This window comes from Paractinoplanes durhamensis (assembly GCF_016862175.1).
Lineage (GTDB): Bacteria > Actinomycetota > Actinomycetes > Mycobacteriales > Micromonosporaceae > Actinoplanes > Actinoplanes durhamensis.
In genome coordinates, this window is sequence record NZ_BOML01000065.1 from 16,531 (window position 1) to 32,915 (window position 16,385).

Sequence of the window (16,385 nt, forward strand, 5' to 3'; positions counted from 1 at the left end):
GGAATGGAGGGGACCGCGTCCCCTCCATTCTTTCCCCAATTGATTCAGGAAACACCCTGGGAAGCATTGTCCAGGGTGTTTTTCGCGAGCTCGCGAGTGCGGAGAATTTGCTCGGCGAGAGCGCGGGTCTGTGGCTCGACCCCCGATTTGTCCTCGCTGTCGGCGAGGTTTTTGCTCTGGTCGAGATGGGCCTCGATCGCCCCGACCACCAGGGCGTCGAAGGCCTTTCCGGTCAGCGCGGAGGCCTCGGTCACCTTCTCCGGGGTGACCATGCCGGGCATCGGCATGCCCTTGTGCGGGTTTTCCGACGGGAGGGCGGCCTGGTCGTGCAGCGCGCGCAGGGCGGCCAGCTCGGCGGTGGTGAAACCCTGCACCTGCAGGGCCAGGGCCTGCACATCGTCGCTGCCGCTGCGCTCCGGAACCAGCTCCAGCAGCGGCAGGAGCTCCTCGTCCATCGCGATGTTGATCTCGATCCAGGCGAGGTCGGTGCCGCCGAACTGGCTGGCCGTGGTGACCGTGGGGGTGGCCGACGGATCGGCCGAGGGTGTGCACCCGGTCAGCAGCAACAGGCCCGCGAGTAGGACCCCGGCTTTCGCTTTCACGCCGACGAGTCTGGTCTTTTACCTATACGTATGTCAACGATTCGATATTGATGGATGGCTACGCTCGCGTAACAATTAGCCCGGTTCGGTGAAGCGCTCTCTCGCGCTTTCCGGCCCGCCGGAGATGCCCGATATAACGGGCATCCCGGCCGGAAGCTATCAGACCGTGACGTCGAGCTTGCTCTGGAAACCACTGGTGCTGACGGTCTGTGTGGTTTCCTTCTCCCGCTGTACCGCCTGCTGGGCCTTGGCGACGGCGCTGCGGTCCTGGGCGATGACCCGCTCGCGGTCCGTCTCGGCGACCTTGGCCGAGGCCTTGGCGGCCAGATCGGCGGCGAGTTTCTGCTGGTACTTGACGAGTTCGGACTCGGCGCTGCTGGTGCCGGCGGAGTCGATCGCGGAAACAGTCATTCGTTGCCCCTTTTGCCGTGCTGACTTGGTCGACCGGGAACATCGTCCGGGCCGGCCCGGTCATGTGAACTTCCCGGCTGTGAAATCTCTATGGGGTCACGGCGCTGAGGTAGGGCGGCAGCAGTGGGGTCAGCGAAGCATCGCCGGACTCGGTGACCGCGCGGACGGTCCCGGCGAGGATGTCGGCTATCTGGATCTCGGGATGGCCGGTGGCGTCGAGGAAACGGATGCCCGCGAGGGGGCAGCGCTCGGTCAGGACCGCGACGCGCCGCGGCGGCAACTGGGTCTGCCGGTCGTGCGCGATGGTGACCGGGCCCCAATGCGCGACCGCCGCGACGATCGCGGGAACCAGCGGATCGAGCACGGAACGGCCGATCGGGTCGGCGCCGAGCCATTCCCGGAACGCGGCCGCGCGAGCGCGGGCGGGCGGCGGTAGGAATTCGAGATCGGGATCGCCCTTCACCCGGAGCAGATCGTTGGCGACCTGGTCGTCGGCGATTTCGGTGCCGATGTGCTCGGCCACCAGATCCCGGACGAAGGCGGTCTTGTCGAGCAGGAAGACGTGCCCGCGGCCGTGGACCGGGCCGGTGTCGCCGAGAAACCAGCGCAGGGTCGCGCGGTGCTGGGGCCGCAGCAGATGGTTGGCCTTGTATTGGGTGGCCGGGGATTTGATGCGGGCGCGCAGCTCGGCCAGGACGGCGGCCGGATCGGGTATGCGGACCGAAGCGTGCGCGAAGAACCGGGTGGTCGAGCCGATGAGCTTCTCACCCTCGTACCCGGATTCGTCGCAGGCGATCTCCCGCATCCGCCATGTCTATCCGCAAAAGCGCCGTGGCGCCCCCGATTAAATCGAGGGCGCCACGGGTTCCGGTCAGGAGCGGTAGACGCCGAACTCCCAGAGCGAGTAACCGTAGGCGGTCGCCCGGCCGGTTCCGTTGACCCGCACATAGCGGCCGGAGCCACTGACGTTCAGCTCGTCGAATCCGCCGTCACCGCTGGTCGTGGTGTAGACCGTCGTCCAATTCGAGCCGTCCGCCGAGGTCTGCACCTGATAACCGGTCGCATAGGCGGCCTCCCACGCCAGCTGCACGTGGTTGAACGACTGCACCGAACCGAGGTCGACCTGCAGCCACGCCGTGTCCACCCATTCGCTGGCCCAGCGCGTTCCGTAGTCACCATCCGTCGCGTACTGCGGCAGCTGCGGCCCGTTCGTGCCGGTCGGCTGATAGGTCGACGCCGTGGTCGTCTTTCCCTTGGACAGATTCGTTCCCGGCACGGTCGGCGGCACCACCCGGATCGACTTCTGCTCGATCCCGACGTTGCCCTGCCCGTCGTACGCGTAGACGTAGACCTTCCACACGCCCAGCTTGTCCGGCGCCTTCGCGGTGAACGAGCCGTTGCCGTTGTCGGTGAAGCCGGCATTGGTCAGCCCGGTCCCGCCGCTGATGTGCTTGTCCGAGTACATCAGGTTGTAGCGGATCAGATCGCCCTGCGGATCGCTGGCCGCCACATTGACGGTGAACGTGCCGCCGGCCGGCACCGCGGTCTGATTCGACACCGACATCGAGGAGATGACCGGCGGCGTATTCGCGGCCGCCTGACCCGAATAGGCCTGGGCGAGCGCGTAGTAGCCGAGCCGCCGCCACCCGCCGGTGAAGGTGTTCAGCCAAACTCCGCCGAAGTCGTTCTCGAGTCCGTAGTGGAATTCGGTCACGCCCAGCGCCACGCCCGGATGCGCGTTGATGGTGCTCACGCTGTTCGCGTAGCCGTCCCGTTTCTGCACGTCGGTCGGCTCGGTCGGCACGCCGTTGACGTCGTTCGGAACCTCCCATTCACCGGCCGGCCCGCCCTCGGTGACGATGTACGGCTTCGGGTAGCCGCCGGCCACCCAGTCGTTGTAGACGTTGCCGATCGCGCCGTAGGAGTTGACCGCGAGCAGGTCCAGGTCCGGCGCGTACTGCTTGTAGTACGGCCACGCACCGGTATAGGCGTCGGTCGACGTTACCGGGTGATTCGGGTCGGCCGCGTGAATGGCCTGCGCCAGCTGGTTGACGAACTTCGCGTAGCCGACCCGGCGCGCCTCCACCTCGGCGGCGGAAAGGCCGTGGTCCTGCATGGTGAGGATGACCTCGTTACCGACATCCCACATGAGTACGCCCGGGTTGTTCTTCAGAGCGTTGACCCGGTTCACCACTTCGGTCTTCACCGAGTTCATGTACGCGGTGTCGTTGACGTAGTCGGCGCCCTGATTCAGCCAGTGCCCGACGACCACCTTGATGCCCTGCTGGGCGGCCCGATTCAGCAGCCCCGGAGTATTCGCGTCGTCCACGCCCCAGATCCGGATCGTATTGACGCCCATGCTCTTCAGGTCACGCATGTAGCCGTCCGCGGCCGCCTGCGGCGGACCATAGGTCAACCCCTTCAGCCGGTACGCGGCGTCGTTGACCTGCAGCTGCCAGTTGCCCTGGGTGCCGGTCACCTTCACCACGCTCGGCCCGCCCGGAGTGGCCGGATCGGTCATCGCCGCCGGCGTCGTGCCGGCCGCCCGGGACACGGTGACCGAATCCACGCTGAGCACGCCGCCCGACGTGGTGTCGGCGGTCGGTGTGGTGCGGCCGGCGATCGCGTTCGGCAGCGAGCCGCCGATCGCCAGGTCGAACCGGAGGAAGAAGCCGTGGTGCACGGCCGCGTTCCAGGCGGTCACCCCGACCTGCGACTCGCGGACCAGCCAGGTCTGCCGGCCGTCGAGGTAGAAACGGATCTCCTCGTCGGTCTTGGTCCGGTCGATGACCTGCGAATACTCGTGGTAGCCGCTCTGGCAGCCGGTGCAGCTGGCGAAGCCGGAGGAACGGCCGTTGTACTCCGCGCACGGCCCGTCCGGCGCGGTGCCGCAGTGCAGCGTCTGCGCCAGCTGGTTGCGGCCGTTGACGTCGGTCATGATGTCGGTCTCGCCGACGCCGGGCCAGTTGTTGTAGTTGCCGCGGTAGGCCGCGCCGGTGGCCCGGAAACCCGGCCAGTAGCCGAGTGCGTTGGCCACGTCGGGCTGTTTGAGGACCGCGGTGAACTTCGTCTGGGTGCCGGCCAGCGGCTCGAAGTCGGTCCGCTGCGTCTCGATCCGGCCGGACGTCCAGTTGCCGGCACCGTCCCGGATCGCCTTGATGGTGAGCTTGCCCGCGCCGTCCAGCGCGACGTTCGCCGTGCTCGCGGACGCGGTCTCCACCTCGCCGGTGCCCCAGTTGGCGGCCCCGCCCGGGTAGGCGGTGCCGGTGCGCAGCAGCCAGTTGGCCGCCGCGGGGGAGGTGCCGGCCGAGCCGTCGAAGCTGTCCGTCCAGACCGTCGTGAAGTTGTCGGCCGGGGTGGTCGGCGTCGTGGGGGTGGTCGGCGTGGTCACCGTGCCGGACACGAAGACCTTGAATTCGTACAGCGAGTAGCCGTAGCCGCTGCCACGGACCGTGCCGTACATCCGGAGGTAGCGGCCGGTGCCGCTCAGCGTGAGCGTCTCGGTGCCGCCGGCACCGGTGGTGGTCGAGTAGATGCTGGTCCAGGCGTTGCCGTCGGGCGAGGTCTGGATCTGGTACGCCTTGCCGTAAGCGCTCTCCCACTGCAGGACCACCGAGGTGATCGTCGCGGTGGCGCCGAGGTCGACGCGGAGCCATTGCGGATCGCTGAACTGGCTGGACCATCGCGTTCCGGCGTTGCCGTCGGTGGCGAGGGCGGCCGCGGTGTCGGCGCCCTCCGACGAGGAGGCGGTGGTGGGTTTGCCCTGCGAGAGCAGGGTGTCGGCGGCGTGCGCACCGATCTGCGCCACGGCGAGATAGGCGGCGATGAGGGCCACGACAACGACAGGGACGAGGCGCCGCCAACGGAAGAGGGGCGGCGAGGAAGCCGTATTCACGGAAACTCCTGGGGATAGAGCGGTCAAGGCACCCGGGGAAGTGCGTAGCGCTCGGGGAAAGCGCTCTCCGTCCTAGCGCGAAGTGTTACGCCGCGCTTTCCCGCGTGTCAATACCGCATGGCCAAACCTGCCCGAGGCGGCCCAGCAAGCCCCACAAATCCGGCACCCTCTTGACAGATCCGCGCGTCGGAGGGGAAAGTTGGGCGCAGTTGGAGAGCGCTCTCCAAACGAGGTGGCCGGCGGCAGCACCCTCTCTCCGGCCACCTCGCTCCAACCCGGGGCCGGCGATCCCGGGTGGCGATGTTGTCGAGTTCCGTCCCGTGCCGAGCGTCAGCTGCACAAGATCGGGCCGCAGTGCGGCGGGGATTCAGGTGGGCGCCACCTGCGCCCCGATCGTGAAGAGCCGCCGTTCGGCGCGGGCCGAAACCCAACAACATCGCCGTGCCCGCGCCGCGCCGTGCCCGCGCCGCGCCGTGCCCGCGCCGCGCCGTGCCCGCGCCGCGCCGTGCCCGCGCCGCGCTCTGCCCGCGCCGCGCCGCGCTCTGCCCGCGCCGCGCCGCACTCGGCCTGAGCTGCGCCCCGCTGGCGCTCCTGCGCTCCTGTGCGCGTTCCGTCTGCGCCGCCCTCCGCGCGCAGGAGAGCTTCGCGATGGACCGTCAGGTCGGCGGGCCACTTTCGGCCGGCAGCAGGAACGCGGCGGTTGCCGCGGCGAGCAGGACCGCGGCGCTGAGAGTGATCAGGGCGGTGGGCAGGCCCGCGATCGCGACGAGTGCGGGCGCGGCGAGAGCTCCGATGACCGCGGCGGTGGCATCGCTGGTCATGAACGTTGCGGACACGCGGGCGCGGCCCCAGGGCGGGCTGGCGTTCTGGACGTGGTGGGTGGTGGCGACGCCGGCCACGGCTCCGGGCAGGCCGGCGGCGGTGACCGCGACGACCGCCACGAGCAGGCTGCTGGTGCTGAACATGATCAGAAAACAAACTCCGACCAGCGCGTACGAGATGGTGAGCTGGGTGCGTGCGGGGGAGCGGAGCAGCACCGTCCGGCTGACGGCCGAACCGCACAGGTAGCCGACCCCGAGCCCGGTGACCAGATAACCCACCGCCTGGCCGGAGCTGTCCAGCCGGTGCACGACGAACGGCACCAGCAGGGCGGTCAACGCCGCATTGGCGGTCCAGTAGAGCCAACTGCCGGCGAGCAGGCCGGCCAGGATCCGGCTGTGCACCACCAGCCGCCACCCCTGCCGCAACTCGTCGACCAGCCGAGTGCCGCCGGGATGCGGGCCGGCGGGCCGGTCGAGCGTGCCGGCGCCGGGACGCGGGTTGTCCGGCCGGCCGAGCGCGCCGCCGGCCGGCCGGGTCGTCGCCGGCAGGGGCAGCCCCGCGATGATCGCGGCGGCGGCGAGGTAGCTGACCACGTCGACCACCACGACGGCGCCGAACCAGCCGGCCGCGGTGAGGTAGGTGCCGGCCAGCGGAGCGCAGATCCGCAGCGCGCTGTGCGACGTGGCCAGCAGGGCGTTCGCGGAGGCCCGGTCGGCCGGGTCGGTGACGACCGCGGGGATCGCCGCCTGCAAGGCCGGCCGCAGGAAACACGCCGCGAGGTTCTCCACCGCCAGGGCGAGGTAGACGTATCCCACCCGGTCGGCGCTGGTCGCCACGAGCAGGATGCTCACCCCGAGCGCCGCGGCCACGTTGGCGCCGACGAGCACGACCCGGCGCGGCCACCGGTCGGTCAGGGCGCCCGCCCATGGTCCGATCAGGACGGCCGGCAGCGCCTGGACGGCCAGGGCCAGCCCGGTCGAGGTCGCCGACCCGGTCACCGCATAGACCTGCACGGGCACCGCCATCACCAGCAGCCAGGTGCCGCAGGCGTCGACGGTGGCGGCGGCCCAGAGCCGGCGGAAGCCTCGGTGGTGCCACATGCCGTCGCACGCTATCCCCACAGAAAACTTCATGGCAAGATGTGTCTCGTGGAAATAGCGGAGCTGGGCGCGATGCTGCGTGGCCGCCGGGTGGCGGCCGGGCGCACGATCGCCTCGGTCGCGGCGGATGCCGGTCTGTCGGTGCCCTACATCGCGAATCTGGAGAACGGCCGCGGCAACCCGACGCTGTCCGCGGTGAGCAATCTCGCCACCGCACTGGGCGCCGAGCTGGTGGTGCGGCCGGCCGAGGGGGACCCCGGCGATGACCCGTGGCCCGCGTCGCTCGTGCAGTTCGCGCGTGCCCCCCGCTTCCACGCCGAGGTGACCCGGCTGGCGGCCGCGAGCCGGACGCCGGCGACTGCGACCCGGGAGCGCCTGCTCACCGCCATGGCCGCGATGGCCGCACTGGCGTCCCGCCCGCTGACCGACCTCGACTGGCACCGCATCCTCGACACGGCGATCCTGCTGAATCGCGATTAGGCGGGGTGGGCCAAAAAAGTTCCGCGGCGATGTCGAATGGGGTCAGCGGGCTCCGACCAAGGGCTGACGGCGGCCGCGGGGTCGCCGGAGAAACGAGGAGATCGACGTGAAGTACATGCTGATGATGTTCGGGGACGCCGCCGACATGATGCAGGAGCGGTCGACCGAGTGGGTGCGCGACATGATCGCGTTCATGGGCGAGTTCAACGCCGACCTGGAGAAGGCCGGGGAGTTCGTGGATGCGCAGGGTCTGGACTTCCCGTCCACGGCCAAGACGGTGAGCCTCGTGGACGGCCAGGTCGTGGTGTCGGACGGCCCGTTCGCCGAGGCCAAGGAGGCGCTGGCCGGCTACTGGATCTTCGACGTCAAGGACGAGGCCCGCGCCGTCGAGCTGGCCGGCAAGATCGTGGTCTGGGCACAGCGGGTGGAGCTGCGCAAGATCGGCGAGGCCCCGGAGGTCTGATCCGCCGGTTTCGGATGCGGCGCCCGAGGAGGGCGCCGCTCCGCGGCCATGAAAGCGGCCATGAAAGCGGCCAAGTGAGCGGCCAAGCGAGCGGCCAAGAAGAGCAGGGAGGGGAGCGGTGACCGACCCGGGCGGAATGGAGATGCTGCTGCGGGAGCTTGCTCCGCAGGTGCTCGGCGGGCTGGTCCGGCGCTACGGGCAGTTCGACGCGGCCGAGGACGCCGTTCAGGAAGCCCTCCTGGCCGCCTCCCTGCAATGGCCGCGAGAGGGCATCCCGGACAACCCGCGGGGCTGGCTGTCCGCGGTCGCGGCGCGCCGGCTGGTCGACGAGTTCCGCAGCGAGAGCGCCCGGCGCCGGCGGGAAGCCGACGTGACCCTGACCGAGACCGCCGCCGAGGTCCCGGACTCCGACGACACCCTCGACCTGCTGTTCCTCTGCGCGCACCCGGCACTCTCCGGCCCGTCGCAGCTCGCGCTCACCCTGCGAGCGGTCGGCGGCCTGACGACCGGGGAGATCGCGCAGGCTTTCCTCGTACCCGAAAGCACCATGGCTCAGCGCATCAGCCGCGCCAAGCAGTTGATCCGCCGCAGCGGGCGTGGTTTCGCATCCCCGCCGGAGGCGGAGCGTGGTGAGCGGCTGCGCGTCGTCCGGCAGGTGCTCTATCTGATCTTCAACGAGGGCTACACCGCGTCCGGCGGTCCGGCGCTGCAGCGGGCCGAGCTGACCGCCGAGGCCATCCGGCTCGCCCGGATGCTGCGCAAACTCCTCCCGGGCGACACCGAGACCGGCGGCCTGCTGGCCCTGATGCTGCTCACCGACGCGCGCCGGACGGCCCGCTCCGACGCCGACGGCAACCTGATCCCGCTCGACAGCCAGGACCGTTCGTTGTGGAGCAAGGAGCAGATCACCGAGGGGGTCGCCCTGGTCTCGGCGTCGCTGGGCCGGGGGCCGCTCGGCCCGTACCAGATCCAGGCCGCCATCGCGGCCCTGCACGACGAGGCGCCGAGCGACGCGGAGACCGACTGGCCGCAGATCCTCGCGCTGTACGAGGTGCTGGAGAAGATCTCGCCCGGGCCGGTGGTGACGCTGAATCGGGCGGTCGCGGTCGCCCGCGCGCAGGGCCCGCTGGCCGGCCTGGCCGTGCTCGCCGACCTCGACGGTGATGCCCGGATGGAGGGCAACCACCGGGTCGAGGCGGTGCGGGCGCACCTGCTCGAACGGGCCGGCTTCCGGGCCGAGGCGCATGCCGCGTTCACCCGGGCCGCGACGCTGACCGCGAGCGTCCCGGAGCGTCGCTACCTGCAGCGGAAAGCTCTTACATTGCTCGAACAGGGAAACCCGGCAGAATGATGCGGTGACCGACGCCCCCGCCAAGGGCCTGGTCCTCGTGGTCGAGGACGAGCGCCCGATTGCCGACCTCGTGCGGCTCTATCTGAGCCGGGAGGGGTTCGGGGTGCAGGTCGAGCACGACGGCCCGGCCGGGCTGGCGGCGGCGCGGCGGCTGCGGCCGGTCGCCTGCATCCTCGACATCGCGCTGCCGGGCCTGGAAGGCACCGAGATCGTCCGCCAATTGCGTGCGGAGGGTGACTGGACGCCGGTGATCTTCCTCACTGCGCGTGACGACGAGGTGGATCGGATTCTCGGGCTGGAGATGGGCGGCGACGACTACGTGACCAAGCCGTTCAGCCCGCGCGAGCTGGTCACCCGGGTCAAGACGCTGCTGCGGCGGGCGGCCGGGCCGCCGGACGGCGAGCGGATCAAGCAGCTCGGCGCGGTCCGGCTCGACCCGGGTCGTCGGCTGGTCACCGTGGACGGGTCGCCGCTGTCGCTCACCACGACCGAGTTCGACCTGCTCGGGCACCTGCTCGGCCGGCCGGGCCGGGTCTTCACCCGGGAGGAGCTGCTGGCCGCCGTCTGGGGGTACGCGTCGGCCGCCGGCACCCGCACGGTGGACGTGCACGTGGCGCAGGTGCGGGCGAAGCTCGGCGGGGCCGCCGCGCTGATCCGGACCGTGCGCGGGGTCGGCTACACCGCCGATGCGTGATTTCCTCCGGACCCTGACCGGCCGGGTCATGCTGGTCACCGCGGCCACCGCGGTCGTCGCCGTGATCGTGACGGCGCTGGTGGCGGTGCCGGTGTCGATCCGCGCGGTCAACACGCAGGTCCGCGCCGAGCTGGTCGAGCAGAGCAAACTCGCGGTCGAGCTGCTGGCCACCGAGCGCCCGGCCGCCCGGGAGACGATCGTCACCGAGCTGCGCGCGCAGGACGTCGAGGTCTATCTGATCCGGCGCGGCACGGTCGACCGGACCGGGCTGCCGAGCCGGGTGGTGCAGCAGATCGCGGCCGGTCAGACGGTCGACACGCGGTCGCCGGTCAACGGCCGGCCGTCGTTCATCGTCGGGCGTCCGCTGAGCGGGCGCAACGCGGGCGTGGTCCTCACCCGCCCGGTCGCCAGTGGCACCGCCGGCAAGGTGCTCGGCCGCATCTGGATCGCGCTTCTCGCCGGGCTGGCCGGCGGCATCGGGGCGGGCGCGCTGCTGGCCCGCTTCATCGCCCGGCCGATCCGCCGGGCGGCGGCGGCCGCCGGCAAGCTTTCCGCGGGCGACCGCTCGGTGCGCATCTCCCGCCAGGGGCCGGCCGAGGCCGGCGAACTGGCCGACGCCATCAACCATCTCGCTACCGCCTTGCAGATCAGCGAGGGCCGGGAGCGGGACTTTCTGCTGTCGGTCTCCCACGAATTACGTACGCCGCTGGCGACCATCCGGGGCTACGCGGAGGCCCTGGCCGACGGTGTGGTCGGGGCGGACGGCGCCGAGAAGGCCGGTGCCACCATGCTCGCCGAGTCGGAACGGCTGGACCGGCTCATCTCCGACCTGCTCGTGCTGTCCCGGCTGGAGGCCGCCGACCTGCCCTTGGACGTGGTCCCGGTCGACCTGGCCGAGCTGGTCCGGGCGGCGGGGGAGGCGTGGGCGGCCCGCTGCGCCCCGGACGGCCCGCGGCTGCGGGTGGAGCTGCCGCCGGAGCCGTTGCTGGTGGAGACCGATCCGGGCCGGATCCGGCAGGTGCTCGACGGCCTCTGCGAGAACGCGCTGCGGGTCGTCCCGGCCAAGGCACCGCTGGTGCTGGCGGCCCGGGCCGGTGCGGAGGCGGCCGTGCTCGAGGTGCGCGACGGCGGCCCCGGCTTCACCGACGAGGACCTCGAGGTCGCGTTCGAGCGGGGCGCGCTGAACCGCCGCTACCGGGGCATCCGCAAGGTCGGCAGCGGGCTCGGCCTGGCCCTGGCCGCCCGCCTGGTGGGCCGGCTCGGCGGCCGGATCAGTGCCGGGCACGCCCCGGAGGGCGGCGCGTTGTTCACCGTGGAGCTTCCTTACCCAGCCCGAACATTGCCCTGACCTCGGCCTGCTGTTCGGCCCGCAGGATCGCATCCATGAGACGAACCCTGGTTGCCCTAGGTATCTCCGGCGCGCTGCTCCTGGCCGGATGCGGTGTCGGTGCCGGTGCCGCAGCGAGCTCCGACGTCGCCGACGAGGCCGTCGCCCTTCAGCAGGTCGGCTTCGAGACCGGCCTGGACGACACCGCGTCGGCCGGCACCGGCGACGCCCCGCGCAAGGCCCTCCGTCAGCAGCTGCGCCGCAACACCCTGCACGGCGAGGTGGTCATCGCGACCAAGAAGAACGGGAACAAGACCGTCGTCGTCCAGCGCGGCACGGTGACCGCGGTGACCGCGACCGGCGTGTCGGTGAAGTCGTCCGACGGATTCGCACTGACCTGGACGTTTGGTGACAAGCTGCGGATCGTGCAGAACCGCAAGAAGGTCGAGGCCTCCGCGCTGACGACCGGCGCCGAGATCGGCCTCGCCGGCACCAAGGACGGCGACGTCACCTCGGCCCGGCTGATAGCGATCAAATGAGGGTCGCGGCCCGCCTCCCCCGGGGCGGGCCGCGACGACACAGGAAGGCTTATTGGAGGAACTCGCCGAGCGGGGAGAGCAGGAGCTTTCCCAGATCGGCGGCGACCCGGTCGAGGTGGGCGCGTTCCTTGTCGGTGGCCGACATGTCGTGCCGGAGACCCCACAGCTTCTGCGCGTTACGCCAGGCGACGTTCCGCGTGTACTCCACCGCCTCGCCCTGCCACCAGTCGTCGAGGCTTCCGTTCATCGTGTCGATGAGCAGCTGCCATTTGTCCAGGTAGCCGCGGCGAAGGCCGGGGATCGAGTGCGCGAAGATCTCGTTGATCTGCAGGTAGTCGAGGTGCTGGTCGCTGTCGTCGATCGGGTCGGTGCCCAGGTGGTCGAACGTGGTGACCAGCGCGAACGGCAGATCGAAGTTGATGTGCGCGTTCACCCCGGCGCACGCGGCCGGCAGCGGGCGGCAGTCCGGCCCCGGGATCCGCTGGAACAGCCCGGACCAGACGCGCGGGCACAGCGGACTCGCCTCCGGGCCGGCCCACGCACGCAGTGCATCGAAGTAGCGCGCCGCGAACTCCACGTCGAGGCGCGAGAGAAAAGCCGGGTCCTTGAATTTGCCCGCGTAGAGGCGCTCCAGAACACCCTCGGTGATTGTCAGGTACAGCTTGTTGAAGTCGCAGAGCGGGTTCTCCGCCAGCAGGGGTGGCACGCGGCCCAGGATGTCCTGCAGCTTCGTCAGCTGATCAACCACGGCGGGTACGTCGTCGGGGTGCGTTTGCAGCAGGTCGAACATCTCCTGCCGGACCGGACCCCAGACCGACTGCATCATCGGTTCCTCCAGGTGTTTCTCCACACGGAGGGCCCCCAGCACCGCCCGGCGACGGTAGCCGCCGGGCGGTGCTCCCCCGTGGAGTCAGCCTTCCACCGGGGACGTACGCAGGGATCGGTAGATCTACGTATTCCGCGTACGTAGATAACGAACAGGTCACGCCGCGGTGAGGAAGACCCGGCTCGCCTGGACTCGCGTACGGACCTGGAGCTTGTCGAAGATGTGCCCGACGTGGACACCGACCGTGCGCTCCGAGATGAACAACTTCTCGCCGATCTCCCGGTTGGTCAGGCCCTCGGCCATCGCGGCCAGGACCTCACGCTCGCGCTGGGTGAGGATGCTCAGCTCGTCGTCGGGCACGGCGCTCGGCGGGTTGAGCGGCACCGTGTCGGCGTCGTCGGCGAGCGCCACCCGGAACCGCTGCGCGGTCGCGACGATCTCGGCGGTGAACGGGCGCGCTCCCATCGCGATCGCCATCGTGTACGCCTCGCGCAGCGCGACCACCGCGGTGGCCCGCCGCGTCGTCCGGCGGGTCAGCACCGCCTCGGCCCGGCGCAGCCGCGAATACGCCGCCGGGTAGGGCTGGCTGCGCCGATCCCAGGCGGCCGCCGCCCGCACCCACGGCTCCGGGTCGTGCCGCTGCTCGATCCGGCTGATCTCGGCGTTGCACAGATCGATGTAGCCGTCGATGACCCCACGCACCGGCGTGGCCGCATTGCCGACGCCGTCGACCATCCGCTCCACCACGGTCTTGAGCCGGCGCAGCGCACCCGGGTCGACCTGCTCGCCGTCGCTGAGCGCCTCGGCCTCGGCGCGCAGGCCGTGCCACGCCAGGATGCCGAGCAGCATCAGGTCGTCGGAGCGGGTCTCGGTCAACCCGCGCTGGACGGCCGCGCGGGCCTGGGCGTGCTGGCGCTGCCACATGGCCAGGCCGGAGCGCAGCGTGAGCATCGGCAGCACGTGCCGGGCGCCGCCGCCGGCCAGCAGGGTGGCGACCGCGTCCAGGTCGCGGACGGCCGCGTCGACGTCGCCGAAGCCGACCCAGAGCCGGCAGCGGGCCAGCAGCAGCTCGACCGCGTCGGCACCGGACGGCCGGTGCCGCATCGCCGCCTCGAGCACCTGATCGGCCTCCGCCCACTGGCCGACCCGGAACAGGCCGTTGCCGGCGATGGCCAGCAGGCGGGTCTGGTAGCTGCGGCCGACCCCGAGCGAGGCCAGCCGCTCCGCACCGCGGCGGGCGACCAGCACCCCCTCCTCGACCTTGTTGAGCGGACCGGTGAGCAGCTCGGCCAGGTGTAGGTAGGCCACGCCCAGGTCGTCGGGGTGGCCGGAGCGCTCGGCGATCTCCACCGCCTGGCGGATGACCGCGAGACCGGCGTCCGGGTCCTCCCGGAACGCGGAGCTGTAACCGAGCGCGGCGCTGGCCCGGACCAGATCGGCGGTCGTGCCGTTCTCGGCGGCCTGATCGAGGGCTTCGCTGGCACGGTCGTAGGCGTCGCCGTACCGCCCCAGATGCACCAGCAGCTCGGCCAGGTAGGCGGCGGCCGACGCGCGCTGCCGCGGCGTGCAGTCCGGCGCCTGCAGGGCCAGCTCGTATTCCACCTCGGCGGTGGCCGAGCGGCCGGCCGCGGCCAGGTAACGCGCGCGGCGCAGGTGCAGCTCGCAGCGGCCCGGTGCGTCCGGCCGCGCGGCCAGCTCGGCGAGCCGGGTCAGGGCCCGCTGGTGCTCGCCGCACAGGTGGGCCGACTCGGCCGCGTGCGCCAGCAGCTCGGTGCGCTCGGGCACGTCGTCGGTGGTCAGGTCGAGGGCCAGCGACCAGTAGCGGTGGGCCTCGGTGAAGCCGTACAGCTTTTCCGCCGAGCGGGCCGCGGCGACCACCGACGGCAGGGCCCGGGCCGGCTCGCCGGCCTTCTGCCAGTGGTGGGCGAGCCGGGCGTGGTCGACCACGCCGCCGGCCTCCATCGCCTCGGCGTAGCGGCGGTGCAGCGACGCGGCCTGGGCCGGCAGCACCTCGGCCTCGAGGACCTCGGCGACCAGCCGGTGCCGCAGCCGGTAGCCCTCGGGCGAGCTGGCCACGAACCGGTGCGCCACGGCCGCATGGATCGCCTCGATCAGCTCGTCCTCGCCGAGCTTGGTGACCCGGGCCAGCACGACGTGCTCCACCGGCTCGACGCCGGCCGCGACCGCGTGCACCACCGAGTGCGCCTTCGGCGGCAGCTCGTCCACCCGGGACAGGAAGATCTCGCGCAGCGTGTCGGACAGCTCGATCCGGCCGTCGCGCAGGTCGCGGGCCAGCTCCTCGACCACGAACGGGTTGCCGCCGGAACGCTTGAAGACCCGGTCGGAGTCCTCCGGCTCGATGCCGCCGCCGGCGATCGCGTTGACCAGCTCGAGGGTCTGCTCGCGGTCGAGCGGGGAGAGATCGACGACCTTGACCGACCGCAGCCGGCGCAGCTCGGCCAGCACCCGGCGCAGCGGGTGGGCGCCGTGCAGGGCCTCGGCGCGCACCGCGGCCAGCACCGACAGCCGGACGCCGCCCAGGCCGGCGAGTAGGTAGAGCAACAACTGGCGGGTGCTGCGGTCGGCCCACTGCAGGTCGTCGAGGACGAGCAGCAGGTGCCGGTCGCCGGCCAGCTCACGCAGGTCGCGGGACACCCGGTCGAGCAGCGCGCCCGGGTCGTCGGCGCTGGTCGGCTGCTGGGCCGGGGAGTTCGCCTGCCGCAAAGCCTGCAAAACCGGGTGCAAAGGGGACGCATCGCCGATGTCGAGGCAGGTTCCGGACAGCACAGCAACGCCCGCGGCGCTCATCGCCCGGGCGGTCTCCCGCAACAGCCGGCTCTTCCCGACGCCACTCTCGCCGGTGACGAACACCGCGGCGGTGCCGCCCGGGCCGACATTGCGCAGGTCGGACTGGACTCCGGCGAGCGTGTCGGTGCGACCGACAAGCGGGCCGTCGTCCCCCTCCTCGCTGGCCATGCACGGCAGCCTAGTGCGAATCGACCTAGCACGTTGTCGTCGGTTCGGTCTGTTCTGCGTCACAAAAATGACGGGGCGCCGCCCTGTCAGAGATACGTCGTTCTGACGATCCCGAACTGGACGGCGGCTGGCACCGTTCTCTCCCGGGGCAAGCAAGGAATTGGGGGAGCGTGAGACATGACCGCAATCGCTATGGCGGAGCAGGAGCGGCGTCAGACCGTCACCGTCTTTTTCATCGACATAGTGGGCTTCACCTCGCTCGTCGACGAGCTCGACTGTGCGGTGGTCCGCGCATTGCAACGGGACTACTTCTCGACCGTGTCCGAGGTGGTCCGCGCGGGGGGCGGCGTAGTGGAGAAATACGTCGGGGACGCAGTGATGGCGGTGTTCGGAACAGGGACCGGGGGATTCGGTCCGGAAGCGGCCGCTTCGGCGGTACGGGTGGGCCTGTCGGTCCAGGAGGCGTTGAGGGGGCAACTCCTGGCCGGCAGGTTCGCTGTTCGCACCCGGGTGGGTCTAGCGACCGGCGACGTCATCGTCGACCTCGCGGCCGCCCGGGATTTCGGGCACGGCATGGTCAGCGGAAGCGTGGTCAGCACGGCCGCGCGTCTTCAGGCGTACGCGCCGCACGACACCGTCGTGGTGTGCGCGGCGACCCAGGCGGTCACCGATGAGTTGATCGCCTATCAAGAGCTGCCGCCGGTCCGGGTGGCCGGCAAGCCGTACCCGCTGGATCTGTGGCGTGCGTTGCAGCCGCAGCGGGTTCCGGCCGGCGCTGGGCAGCTCTGCGGGGTGGGCGCCGAATAACCGGCGCACCTCGGGGTGGACGCCGACCTGGGCAGTGGCGTCCACCCGCCCGCACTGTGTCATCCCGCACGATCGGGCACGATCGTGCGGGT

The 16,385-nt window shown here is 71.1% G+C and carries 14 protein-coding genes; 7 read left to right on the plus strand and 7 right to left on the minus strand.

Annotation, left to right across the window (positions count from 1 at the left end):
• Nucleotides 1–44 precede the first annotated feature (44 nt).
• The 5 genes from Adu01nite_RS39475 to Adu01nite_RS39495 form a co-directional block, all read right to left on the minus strand.
• Nucleotides 45–602 carry a DUF305 domain-containing protein gene (locus Adu01nite_RS39475; RefSeq protein WP_203734459.1) on the minus strand — a complete coding sequence of 186 codons (558 nt, stop codon included), beginning with the start codon at nt 600–602 and terminating at the stop codon, nt 45–47.
• Nucleotides 603–761: 159 nt separating this feature from the next.
• Nucleotides 762–1,013, minus strand: a complete 252-nt coding sequence (locus Adu01nite_RS39480; protein ID WP_203734460.1) for a hypothetical protein — start codon at nt 1,011–1,013, stop codon at nt 762–764.
• An 88-nt stretch (nt 1,014–1,101) separates the two neighbouring features.
• On the minus strand, nt 1,102–1,818 hold the full coding sequence (locus Adu01nite_RS39485; protein ID WP_203734461.1) for a hypothetical protein: 717 nt from the start codon (nt 1,816–1,818) through the stop codon (nt 1,102–1,104).
• A gap of 66 nt (nt 1,819–1,884) precedes the next feature.
• Nucleotides 1,885–4,848: a galactose-binding domain-containing protein gene (locus tag Adu01nite_RS39490; protein WP_239133052.1), complete on the minus strand. Its 2,964-nt coding sequence runs from the start codon at nt 4,846–4,848 to the stop codon at nt 1,885–1,887.
• 716 nt (nt 4,849–5,564) lie between these two features.
• Entirely contained in the window at nt 5,565–6,830 is a 1,266-nt protein-coding gene (locus Adu01nite_RS39495) for an MFS transporter (protein WP_203734463.1), read from the minus strand.
• Between the two features lie 48 nt (nt 6,831–6,878).
• Between Adu01nite_RS39495 and Adu01nite_RS39500 the strand changes: the two genes are divergently transcribed.
• The 6 genes from Adu01nite_RS39500 to Adu01nite_RS39525 all read left to right on the plus strand — a co-directional run bounded on the left by Adu01nite_RS39500 (nt 6,879) and on the right by Adu01nite_RS39525 (nt 11,684).
• Entirely contained in the window at nt 6,879–7,310 is a 432-nt protein-coding gene (locus tag Adu01nite_RS39500; RefSeq protein ID WP_203734464.1) for a helix-turn-helix domain-containing protein, read from the plus strand.
• A 115-nt stretch (nt 7,311–7,425) separates the two neighbouring features.
• Complete coding sequence (locus tag Adu01nite_RS39505; RefSeq protein WP_239133057.1) at nt 7,426–7,773, plus strand: YciI family protein; 348 nt, start codon at nt 7,426–7,428, stop codon at nt 7,771–7,773.
• Nucleotides 7,774–7,909: 136 nt separating this feature from the next.
• Complete coding sequence (locus tag Adu01nite_RS39510) at nt 7,910–9,124, plus strand: RNA polymerase sigma factor (RefSeq protein WP_203734497.1); 1,215 nt, start codon at nt 7,910–7,912, stop codon at nt 9,122–9,124.
• A 4-nt stretch (nt 9,125–9,128) separates the two neighbouring features.
• Nucleotides 9,129–9,818 carry a response regulator transcription factor gene (locus Adu01nite_RS39515; RefSeq protein ID WP_203734466.1) on the plus strand — a complete coding sequence of 230 codons (690 nt, stop codon included), beginning with the start codon at nt 9,129–9,131 and terminating at the stop codon, nt 9,816–9,818.
• Complete coding sequence (locus Adu01nite_RS39520; protein WP_203734467.1) at nt 9,811–11,166, plus strand: HAMP domain-containing sensor histidine kinase; 1,356 nt, start codon at nt 9,811–9,813, stop codon at nt 11,164–11,166. Before Adu01nite_RS39515 ends, Adu01nite_RS39520 begins: the two co-directional genes overlap by 8 nt.
• Before the next feature lie 35 nt (nt 11,167–11,201).
• Nucleotides 11,202–11,684, plus strand: a complete 483-nt coding sequence (locus Adu01nite_RS39525; protein WP_203734468.1) for a hypothetical protein — start codon at nt 11,202–11,204, stop codon at nt 11,682–11,684.
• 49 nt (nt 11,685–11,733) lie between these two features.
• Here the strand turns inward: Adu01nite_RS39525 and Adu01nite_RS39530 are convergent, their stop codons facing one another.
• Both Adu01nite_RS39530 and Adu01nite_RS39535 read right to left on the minus strand, forming a co-directional pair.
• Nucleotides 11,734–12,510 (minus strand): DUF5995 family protein, encoded by a 777-nt coding sequence (locus Adu01nite_RS39530; protein ID WP_203734498.1) that lies wholly within the window; start codon nt 12,508–12,510, stop codon nt 11,734–11,736.
• A 156-nt stretch (nt 12,511–12,666) separates the two neighbouring features.
• Complete coding sequence (locus Adu01nite_RS39535) at nt 12,667–15,486, minus strand: helix-turn-helix transcriptional regulator (protein WP_203734469.1); 2,820 nt, start codon at nt 15,484–15,486, stop codon at nt 12,667–12,669.
• A 177-nt stretch (nt 15,487–15,663) separates the two neighbouring features.
• On the opposite strand from Adu01nite_RS39535, the gene Adu01nite_RS39540 reads away from it, so the two are divergent.
• Nucleotides 15,664–16,293 carry an adenylate/guanylate cyclase domain-containing protein gene (locus tag Adu01nite_RS39540; protein WP_203734470.1) on the plus strand — a complete coding sequence of 210 codons (630 nt, stop codon included), beginning with the start codon at nt 15,664–15,666 and terminating at the stop codon, nt 16,291–16,293.
• Nucleotides 16,294–16,385 lie beyond the last annotated feature (92 nt).

Excerpts from the sequence above, each read along its gene's own strand:
- Adu01nite_RS39480 (WP_203734460.1), bottom strand. The coding sequence starts at position 1,013 with ATGACTGTTTCCGCGATCGACTCCGCCGGCACCAGCAGCGCCGAGTCC.
- Adu01nite_RS39485 (WP_203734461.1), bottom strand. The coding sequence starts at position 1,818 with ATGCGGGAGATCGCCTGCGACGAATCCGGGTACGAGGGTGAGAAGCTC.
- Adu01nite_RS39495 (WP_203734463.1), bottom strand. The coding sequence starts at position 6,830 with ATGTGGCACCACCGAGGCTTCCGCCGGCTCTGGGCCGCCGCCACCGTC.
- Adu01nite_RS39505 (WP_239133057.1), top strand. The coding sequence starts at position 7,426 with ATGCTGATGATGTTCGGGGACGCCGCCGACATGATGCAGGAGCGGTCG.
- Adu01nite_RS39510 (WP_203734497.1), top strand. The coding sequence starts at position 7,910 with ATGGAGATGCTGCTGCGGGAGCTTGCTCCGCAGGTGCTCGGCGGGCTG.
- Adu01nite_RS39520 (WP_203734467.1), top strand. The coding sequence starts at position 9,811 with ATGCGTGATTTCCTCCGGACCCTGACCGGCCGGGTCATGCTGGTCACC.
- Adu01nite_RS39525 (WP_203734468.1), top strand. The coding sequence starts at position 11,202 with ATGAGACGAACCCTGGTTGCCCTAGGTATCTCCGGCGCGCTGCTCCTG.
- Adu01nite_RS39530 (WP_203734498.1), bottom strand. The coding sequence starts at position 12,510 with ATGATGCAGTCGGTCTGGGGTCCGGTCCGGCAGGAGATGTTCGACCTG.
- Adu01nite_RS39535 (WP_203734469.1), bottom strand. The coding sequence starts at position 15,486 with ATGGCCAGCGAGGAGGGGGACGACGGCCCGCTTGTCGGTCGCACCGAC.
- Adu01nite_RS39540 (WP_203734470.1), top strand. The coding sequence starts at position 15,664 with ATGACCGCAATCGCTATGGCGGAGCAGGAGCGGCGTCAGACCGTCACC.